The sequence below is a fragment of the Glaciimonas sp. GG7 genome, assembly GCF_052976905.1.
On sequence record NZ_JBRIIQ010000126.1, the window covers coordinates 1 to 9,340 of the forward strand.

Genomic DNA, 9,340 nt, shown 5'->3' on the forward strand with positions numbered 1-9,340 from the left:
CGATTTAAGGCAAATAGCGACCCGGCTACCAGCCCATACAACAACTCCTCAACCACCCCATCCCCAGGCGCAGCAATGGTGTGCTCCATTTTCATCGCCTCCATAATCAACAACGGCGCACCTTTTTTAACCTGATCACCCGCCGCCACCAACACAGCCACAATCTTGCCCGGCATAGGCGCCGTCAAACGCCCCCCTTCAGCCTCACTCTCCCCAGCATGCGCCAACGGATCAACATAGCCCAAGGTGTACTGACGACCACCAGTAAACACCTGAAACAACGCCCCATCAGCCCCATCGCGCACCACAGTCCCGCGCACTTCGCGCTCACCCAAACTAATCACATAATCCGCCCCGCTATGCTGCAACAACGCCATCCGGCTGAAATGCTGACCATGCTGCAATAACCAACTCCCCGACTGATACATCACCCCAATCGGACTAGCTTTGCCATCATCCAAAAACGTCAGCTGACGTTGCAAATTGCTGTTCAACCGCCAGCCACCAGTATCGGTCCAAGGATTGCTCCCCGTATCAGAAACACTGCGCTCAGAAGCCAGCAAGGCTGCAACGGCCAATGCCAACACCCCGACATCCACCGGCTGCGCTGGCGGAAACAACGCAGCCTGATTGCGCTCGATGAGTCCCGTATCCAAATCCGCCGTCGCAAAAGGCGTGCTCGCCATCAAGCGCTGTAAAAAGTTGATATTGCTCGCCAGACCGACGATCTGATACTGCGCCAAGGCCGTGGCCATACTCGCCAACGCCTGATCCCGATCCGGGGCCCAGACAATGAGCTTGGCGATCATCGGATCGTAAAACGGTGAGATCGCGTCGCCCTCACGCACGCCCGAATCGATACGCACAATCGCAGCAGAAGTGTGCCCCTTTTGCAGCGTCTCAAATGCCGACGCAACAGGTGTGCGCAGATGGCGCAAGGTACCGATCGATGGCAAAAATCCCTTGTCAGGATTCTCGGCATAAATCCGCGCTTCAAGCGCATGGCCGCGCAAGCGCAACTGATCTTGACGCAGCGGCAGCGCTTCACCAGCGGCCACGCGTAGTTGCCATTCGACCAGATCGGTGCCGGTGATCATTTCGGTGACCGGATGCTCGACTTGCAGACGGGTATTCATTTCCATGAAATAAAAAGAACCGTCCTGATTTGCAATGAATTCAACCGTCCCCGCGCCGACATAGCCGACCGCTTTGGCCGCAGCCACCGCCGCCTCGCCCATCTCTTTGCGACGCGCATCCGTCATCCCCGGTGCGGGCGCTTCTTCCAATACTTTTTGATGACGGCGCTGCACCGAACAATCGCGCTCGAACAGATAGACGCAGTCGCCGTGACTATCGGCAAAGACTTGAATTTCGATGTGACGGGGGCGGGTTAAATACTTTTCAACCAGCACTTTATCGTCGCCAAAACTACTGATTGCCTCACGCTTGCAGGACGCCAATGCGGCCTTGAAATCGGCGCTTTTCTCAACGATGCGCATACCCTTGCCGCCACCACCGGCGCTGGCTTTGAGCAGCACTGGATAGGCCATTTTGTCGGCTTCTTGCTGCAATAAATCGGCATCCTGATCGTCACCGTGATAGCCGGGGACCAGCGGCACGTTGGCTTTATCCATCAACGATTTAGCGGCGGATTTAGAACCCATGGCCTGAATGGCGCTGGCAGGCGGGCCGATAAAGACCAATCCGGCTTGCGCGCAATCTCTGGCAAATTGCGCGTTTTCGGACAGAAAACCATAACCCGGATGGATCGCTTGCGCACCAGTGGCAAGGGCCACCGCAATGATTTTATCGGCGCGCAAATAGCTTTCTTTAGCCGCTGCCGGACCGATGCAAACCGCCTCATCGCAAACCGCGACGTGTTTCGCACCGGCATCGGCTTCTGAATACACCGCTACCGTTTTGACGCCCATCCGACGCGCTGTAGCGGCTACCCGGCAAGCGATTTCGCCACGATTGGCGATCAGGATTTTTGTAAACATAGTCCCCTCCGTTTCAATATATTTTTATGCTTAGACCGTTGTGCTCTCTGTCACTTCGCAACGCGCATCAATCGCGATTGAACGCGTGTGCATGCCCAGCTTAGCCAGCAAGGCACGATCTTCTTCGACTTCAGGATTGCCAGTGGTGAGCAATTTATCGCCGTAAAAAATCGAGTTTGCACCCGCCAGAAAACACAGCGACTGAATCGCTTCGCCCATTTGACGACGACCAGCGGACAAGCGCACCCGCGCCTTCGGCATCGTGATGCGGGCCACCGCAATGGTGCGCACAAATTCCAGCAAATCCAATGCCTCAATACCGTACAAAGGCGTGCCTTCAACTTGCACCAAATTGTTGACCGGGACCGATTCAGGATACGGCGTCATGTTCGCCAATTGCGCGACCAGACCGGCGCGTTGCAAGCGCGATTCGCCCATGCCGACGATGCCGCCGCAGCAGACTTTGATCCCCACGCCACGCACGCTGTCGATGGTGTCGAGGCGGTTTTGATAGTCGCGGGTGGTGATGATGTCGCCGTATAACTCAGGCGCAGTGTCCAGATTGTGGTTGTAGTAGTCCAGACCGGCTTGTTTGAGACGCTCAGCCTGACCTTCGCCCAGCATACCCAGCGTGGCGCAAGTTTCCAGACCCAGCGCTTTAACGCCACGAACCATGGCTTCGACGTGTTCCAGATCGCGGTCTTTTGGCTCGCGCCATGCTGCGCCCATGCAGAAGCGGGTCGCGCCGTTGGCCTTGGCTTGTTTAGCCGCCTCGAGTACGGTGTCGAGCGGCAGGATTTTTTGCGCAACTACGCCAGTGTCGTAGCGCGCCGCTTGCGGACAATAACCGCAATCTTCCGGGCAACCGCCGGTTTTGATCGACAACAATGTCGCCAGCTCAACTTCGGTCGGATCGAAATTTTCACGATGGACTTGCTGGGCGCGGAACATCAAATCGTTGAATGGCAAATTGAAAATTTCCAATACTTCTTCGACTCGCCATGCAGCATCGACTAAGGGCGTGATGATTTGCTGGGCAATGCCGGGTTGAAATGTGATCGGTTGGGAAGCGCTTGGTTGGGAAGACATGGTCAGATTTCCTTGTTAAGAGAATACGTTGTAAGGTTTGTATCGGCAGGCCAGCCCGGCAAACTTGAAAAATCGAGAAAATTAGCGGCGGCGACAACTAACTCCGCAGCGGGCACAGATAGCCGCGGCACGCAGCCAAGCAAAGGGGATGCGATGCGGGCACGCAGCGCTTCGACCGTAGCGTCCGCATTGAGCATGTCCGGGTCCACGGTATTGATGACCCAGCCAGCCAATGGCAAGCCGCGCGCAGCAATCGCCTCCACCGTGAGCATTGCGTGGCTGATACAACCGAGGCGCAAACCGACCACCAGCACCACTGGCAAATCTAATTGCTGCGCCAGATCGGCGGTATCCACGGTTTGATTGAGGGGTACCCGAAAACCGCCCACGCCTTCGACCACGATGGCATCGGCGCGCGCCGTGATCTGTTGAAAACAGGCCAGAATATACGGCAAGCCAATCGGTCTATCTTCCATTTCGGCGGCAATATGGGGTGCGGTGAACTGGCGGAATAAATACGGGGTTGCCAACGCGCAGGGCAAGACTACGCTCGCTTGTGCGGCCAAGGCGTCGGCATCTTCGTTATGCCAGACGCCATCGCGCAACTCGGCCCCGGCGGCGACCGGCTTCATGCCAGCTGTGCGCACGCCGGTTTTAGTGAGCGCATGCAACAGGCTTGAGGCGATTAAGGTCTTGCCGATTTCGGTATCGGTGCCCGCGACAAAATAAGCGCATTGGGAGGAATTGACATGTGTATTCATCAGCCCCCCTCCCCGATGACGCTATCAAATACGGCAGCGGTGCGCGCCGCCAGTAAATCGCATTCGTCATCATCGAGAATGTATGGCGGCATCAGATACACGGTCTTGCCGATGGGACGCAGCAGTAATTCACTCTCCAAAGCCTGACTAAAAAAGCGCCGCGAAAAAGTCGCCGCTACTGCCGGATCGTCGATCGCCGCATCGAACGCCCAGATCATTCCGCGCTGACGGAAATGGCGCACCCGTGGATGATCGGCCAGCGGTTGCAAGGCCGCAGTAATGCGCTGCGCTTTTAAGCGATTGGCATTGAGCACGTCGTCCTGCTCAAAAATCTCCAACGTTGCCAACGCAGCGCGGCACGCCAGCGGATTGCCGGTATAAGAGTGCGAATGCAAAAATCCACGCGTCACGTCAGCGTCGTAAAACGCCTGATAAATCGCATCCGTCGTCATCACCAACGACAGCGGTAAATACCCGCCGCTGATGCCTTTGGACAAACAGACCACATCCGGCCAGACCGGCCCCTTTTCTGTACCGATTGCGGTCGCTTGCTCGGACGCAAAAAAGGTCCCGGTACGACCGCAGCCAACCGCAATTTCATCAAAAATCAGATGGACGTTATAACGGTCGCACAACACCCGCACTTCGGCCAGATAGACCGGATCGTGCATCGCCATGCCGGTGGCACATTGGACTAGCGGTTCGATAATCAGGGCAGCGATATGGTCGCTGCGCTGCTGAAATAACAGTTCGAGCGCCTGTGCTGCGCGCCGGGCAACGTCGGCGGCGCTTTCGCCTTCCTGCGCACCCCGCGCGTCCGGGGACATCACAACATGGGACTGACGCAGCAACGGCCCGTAAGCATCGCGAAATAACGCAACGTCGGTCACCGCCAGCGCACCGATGGTTTCGCCGTGATAACTACCTTTGAGGCAAACGAATTCCTGCTTGGCGCTATGCCCGGCATTACGCCAGGCGTGAAAGCTCATTTTGAGCGCAATTTCCACCGCAGACGCGCCATCCGAAGCGTAGAAACAATGCCCCAGAGCATGGCCGGTACGGGCTGCGAGTTGTTCCGATAAACGGATCACCGGCTCATGCGTAAAACCAGCCAGCATCGCGTGTTCAAGCTTGTCGAGCTGATCTTTGAGCGCTGCGTTGATACGTGGATTGGCATGCCCGAATAGATTCACCCACCATGAGCTGATGGCGTCCAGATAGCGTTTGCCATCGGCGTCGTACAGCCACGCACCGCGCCCGTGGCTAACCGGAATCAACGGAACCGTTTCATGCTGCTGCATTTGGGTACACGGATGCCAGACGCTTTTGAGGCTGCGTTGTACCCAGTCCGATTGTGTATTTTGTTTCAAAGAGATTCCTTCATATTTACTGCTGTAACTTTTTTTGCAGCGGCCTGTAACGCGGCAATCAATTGCGCGACTTGCTCGGCAGAATGCGCCGCCGAGAGAGAAATCCGCAATCGCGCCGTGCCTTTAGGGACCGTCGGCGGCCTGATCGCAGGCACCCAGATATCGTGCTCAAACAAGTCCGCCATCAGGTCTAAAGCAAGTTGATTGTCACCCACGACTAAGGCCTGAATCGCGGTGTCCGACGGCAACAACGGCCACGGCAGATCGGCCAATCCATCGCGTAATTGTTGTATCAACGCCCGCAAATGTTGTTGCCGCCAATCTTCGGTTTGCAACAAATTGAGCGTCGCCAGCAAGGCCGAAGCCAGCAATGGCGGGCTGGCGGTGGTAAACACATAGGTGCGCGCGCGCTGCATCAGCCATTCAATCAAGGTCGCGTCCCCGGCCACAAATGCGCCCGAGACGCCAGCGGCCTTGCCCAGCGTTCCCATGTACAGCGCCCGCGACGAAGCCAGCCCGAAATGCGCCAGACTCCCGCGCCCTTGCGGACCCAGCACGCCAAAGCCGTGCGCATCATCGACCAATAGCCACGCGTCGTATTTTTCACACAGCGCCAACAGCGCAGGCAATGGCGCGATATCGCCGTCCATGCTGAAGACGCCATCGGTCACAATCAGCTTGCGCAGATGCGTACTTTTGGCGAGTTGCTGCTCGACCCGCACCACATCGCAGTGCGAATAAATCCGAAATTCTGCGCCGGAGAGCCGCGCACCGTCGATCAGACAAGCGTGATTCAAGCGATCCGACAGCACCAGATCGCCGGGACCGACCAGCGCCGGGATAATCCCCATATTCGCCATATAACCGTTAGAAAAATGCAGCGCGCGCGGCATACCGACAAATCTGGCAAGCGCCACTTCTAACGCTTCGCACTCGCTGCTATGGCCGCTGATCAGGGCCGATGATGCGGCCCCGACGCCAAAGCGCTCCAATCCATCGCGGGCGGCAGCGATCAGCGCCGGATGATTAGCCAGACCGAGGTAATCGTTGTTGCTAAATGCCAATGTCGGCTTGCCGTCGATAGTCATCAACGGGCCTTGCGGACCACCGACAACACGCCGTTTGCGCAGCAATTTCTGCTCCTGCAATTGCATCAGTTGCGCGCTGATTTGATCCATCAGATCAGGCATGGAGTACCTCTTCCTGTGGTGCAATATTGGACGTAGCGGCAAAACGCAAAGGCAAAGCGTTGAGACTACGATAGACCGCGTTGTTGCCCCATGACTGGGTAGCTTCCATCAACTGTAAGCCGGGCAAACGCTGCATCACGCTGCGCAAAGCAATCTCGGCTTCCATATACGTCAGGATCGCGCCGATACACACATGGGGTCCGAAGCCAAACGACAAATGCGCCCCTTGATTACGCGTGATATCGAGCGTATCGGGGTCCGTAAATTTGGCCGGATCGCGATTCGCAGAACCGATCAGGGGAATCGCCAGATCGCCTTTTTTCATGACCTGACCATGCATTTCGACATCGACTGTGAGACGGCGACCGGTGTACTGCACCGGGCTATCAAAGCGCAACAACTCCTTTAAAGCCGATGGCAACAAGGCCGGATTGGCTTGCAAGGTCTGCCATTGCTGCGGATGCTGCAACAACGCCAACATGCCATTGCCAAGCAGATTGCGGGTCGTTTCGTGACCGGCAAACAGCAGCGTGCAGCATTGGGCCAGCAATTCCTTGGTAGTCATAATGCCGCCGCTGGCCTCAGCTGCGATTAACTGGCTGATCAAATCGTCACCCGGATGCGCACGCCGTTGCGGCAACACAGCGCGGAAATAGTCGTTCATCGCAATCAGGCTGGTTTGTGCGCGGCGGGCAATCTCGATGGTGGGCGTAGGGCTGCCGATGAAGTCGGCGATATCGTCGGACCAGGCGACAAATTCAGCGCGGTCATCACCGTCTATGCCCAGCATGGCGGCAATCACCAGTGCTGGCAGGGGGCGGGCAAAGTCGCGCATGAAATCAAACGTTGCGAACGTTGCAAACGTTACGTTGGAAGCCGTCACTTTGTCCAGCAGACGGTCAACCAAGGTTTGAATCTGCGGGGCCAGCGCTTGCAGCGCCGCCGGTTTAAAGCCGACATTCATGACCTGACGCAAACGCGTGTGGCGGGGTGGATCGATGAATAGCAGCGAGCGCGCAAAAATACGCTTGAATTCACGCAGCTCGGTGAGCGCCTCCGGGCCGCTGGTATTGACCCAACCACCGGCGCGGCGGACCGAAAAGCGGGGGTCGCGCAGCACGGTTGCGACATCGGCGTACTCGGTGAACAGCCATGCGCCGCCGCAAAACTCCTCATTCCAGTGCAATGGGCCAGCTTGGCGCAGCGCTTGATAGGCTGGGTAAGGGTTGCTTAAAAATGCATTATTTATCATCGTTTTTTTTAAAACTTGTCAGCCTGCGCCTGCGCTACTGACATAGAAGGCGGGGAAACCAGAATTGTATAGGGATCGCTGCCGGTTTGCCCTGATTCTGCCTTGCTTGTTGTTACATCAAAGCAACCAGGATGGTTTGCGTTTTTCCAGAAAAGCTCGAACGCCTTCGCGCCCTTGCTCTGAGGCACGACTCTGGGCGATGCCTTCGACTGTCGCGGCAATCAGAGTTGCGTTCAACGGTTGTCCGGCAACGTCACGCACCAGCCGCTTGGCGTCGGTCACTGCATTTGGACTGTTGGCTAGTAACGCTTTGAGTAACGCGTTGACGCTGGCGTCGAGGGCGTCGGCTGCTACCAGTTCGTGGACCAGGCCTATGCGCTGGGCTGTTGCGGCTGAGAAACGCTCGGCGGTGATGAAGTAGCGGCGTGCGGCTGACTCGCCTATCGCTTTGATGACGTAGGGTGAAATGGTGGCGGGGATCAGGCCGATGCGCACTTCTGACAGGCAGAAGTTTGCTTCTTCGACTGCGATTACGATGTCGCAGGCGGCGACTAAGCCTAGTCCACCAGCGTAGCAATCGCCCTGGACTTTTGCGATGACGGGTTTGGGGCAGTGATAGATGGTTTGCAGCATGGCGGCTAATTGGGCGGCGTCGGTGCGGTTTTGTTCTGGGGTGTAGTCGGCCATTGCCTTCATCCAGTTGAGGTCGCCGCCTGCGCAGAAGGCTGGGCCGTTGGCTGCTAAGACGATTGCTCTTATGTCTGTTGTTGCGCCTAGCTCGGTGAAGGCTAGCGTTAGTTCGGCGATGGTGGTTTGGTTGAAGGCGTTGCGGATGTCGGGGCGGTTTAGGGTGATGGTGGCTATTTTGTCGGTGGTGCGGTCGAGTGTCAGGGTTTGGTAGGTCATGGTTTTTAAGTTAAGTGGGTTATTGGGTATTTCAGTATTTCGGTCGTTAGTTATTGAACGCGTTTACTACTCCGTTGATGCTTGCCGGGGGCGGCCCGGCAGCCGGTCACTTTCTTTTGCTTCGCCAAAAGAAAGTAACCAAAGAAAAGGCGACCGCAAATGCCGCTGCCCCTGTCGGGGTTCCCACATTTTCCTACCGCCAGCCGGGTCTGATGACCAACTCGCCTTCGGCTCAAACATGTCATCAGCCTGATCCGTCTGGCGGTAGGAAAATGTGGCAGCGCCAATGACGGGGTACGTCAAAAACAACTGCAACGTCAAAAACAACGTCAACTGTGGCTGCGCCTGCAAGGTCAAAAGCAACTACCACTTCAAAAACAACTGCAACTGTGGCTGCGCCTGAACTTCAAAAACAACTTCAAAAACAGCCGTTCGAACTGAGGACCGACACAGCATCGGCGGAATATTCATCATCTCAGCGACCAAAAAACGGCATAAAACTGTAATCATAAAAAACCGTCATTTACCGGTTGACCTCTGTTTTTAGGGAAGGTATCTTGTCACTCGTTCCTCTTATAGGAACACAGGTATGACAGCCTGAATTATCAACATCCAGATCGCCTTGTGCGACCTGCGTCAACGTTCGTCCTCTGGGCGACGGTGATGGGGAAGCCCTCGGGCTTGCTGGGTTTTGATGTTGATAACCAGTCTGTCAAACCCGTCATTTGTCGCCCACCCCGTTATCCGACGGGACTGGCTAAACCCAGCAGAC

At 56.4% G+C, this 9,340-nt stretch carries 8 protein-coding genes; all 8 read right to left on the reverse strand.

What is annotated here, in order from left to right; genetic code table 11:
• Positions 1-2,000, reverse strand: a 2,000-nt coding sequence (locus tag ACVBEF_RS19045) for an acetyl/propionyl/methylcrotonyl-CoA carboxylase subunit alpha (protein WP_447125495.1), incomplete at its 3' end; no start/stop codon positions are given.
• Between the two features lie 30 nt (positions 2,001-2,030).
• Positions 2,031-3,089 carry a biotin synthase BioB gene (bioB, locus tag ACVBEF_RS19050; protein ID WP_447125496.1) on the reverse strand — a complete coding sequence of 353 codons (1,059 nt, stop codon included), beginning with the start codon at positions 3,087-3,089 and terminating at the stop codon, positions 2,031-2,033.
• 2 nt (positions 3,090-3,091) lie between these two features.
• Positions 3,092-3,850 carry a dethiobiotin synthase gene (gene bioD, locus ACVBEF_RS19055; RefSeq protein WP_447125497.1) on the reverse strand — a complete coding sequence of 253 codons (759 nt, stop codon included), beginning with the start codon at positions 3,848-3,850 and terminating at the stop codon, positions 3,092-3,094.
• Positions 3,850-5,220 carry an adenosylmethionine--8-amino-7-oxononanoate transaminase gene (bioA, locus tag ACVBEF_RS19060; RefSeq protein ID WP_447125498.1) on the reverse strand — a complete coding sequence of 457 codons (1,371 nt, stop codon included), beginning with the start codon at positions 5,218-5,220 and terminating at the stop codon, positions 3,850-3,852. Before bioA ends, bioD begins: the two co-directional genes overlap by 1 nt.
• The gene (bioF, locus tag ACVBEF_RS19065; RefSeq protein ID WP_447125499.1) at positions 5,217-6,410 is read right to left on the reverse strand and encodes an 8-amino-7-oxononanoate synthase; all 1,194 of its coding nucleotides are present in this window, start codon (positions 6,408-6,410) and stop codon (positions 5,217-5,219) included. Before bioF ends, bioA begins: the two co-directional genes overlap by 4 nt.
• The gene (locus ACVBEF_RS19070; protein WP_447125500.1) at positions 6,403-7,662 is read right to left on the reverse strand and encodes a cytochrome P450; all 1,260 of its coding nucleotides are present in this window, start codon (positions 7,660-7,662) and stop codon (positions 6,403-6,405) included. The genes bioF and ACVBEF_RS19070 overlap by 8 nt, the downstream gene beginning before the upstream one ends.
• A 117-nt stretch (positions 7,663-7,779) precedes the next feature.
• The gene (locus ACVBEF_RS19075) at positions 7,780-8,568 is read right to left on the reverse strand and encodes an enoyl-CoA hydratase/isomerase family protein (RefSeq protein ID WP_447125501.1); all 789 of its coding nucleotides are present in this window, start codon (positions 8,566-8,568) and stop codon (positions 7,780-7,782) included.
• Between the two features lie 66 nt (positions 8,569-8,634).
• Positions 8,635-8,931 (reverse strand): hypothetical protein, encoded by a 297-nt coding sequence (locus ACVBEF_RS19080; RefSeq protein WP_447125502.1) that lies wholly within the window; start codon positions 8,929-8,931, stop codon positions 8,635-8,637.
• Positions 8,932-9,340 lie beyond the last annotated feature (409 nt).

Bases quoted from the DNA above. Each gene is read 5' to 3' on its own strand.
- bioD (WP_447125497.1), bottom strand. From the start codon at position 3,850: ATGAATACACATGTCAATTCCTCCCAATGCGCTTATTTTGTCGCGGGC.
- ACVBEF_RS19075 (WP_447125501.1), bottom strand. From the start codon at position 8,568: ATGACCTACCAAACCCTGACACTCGACCGCACCACCGACAAAATAGCC.
- ACVBEF_RS19070 (WP_447125500.1), bottom strand. From the start codon at position 7,662: ATGATAAATAATGCATTTTTAAGCAACCCTTACCCAGCCTATCAAGCG.
- bioF (WP_447125499.1), bottom strand. From the start codon at position 6,410: ATGCCTGATCTGATGGATCAAATCAGCGCGCAACTGATGCAATTGCAG.
- bioB (WP_447125496.1), bottom strand. From the start codon at position 3,089: ATGTCTTCCCAACCAAGCGCTTCCCAACCGATCACATTTCAACCCGGC.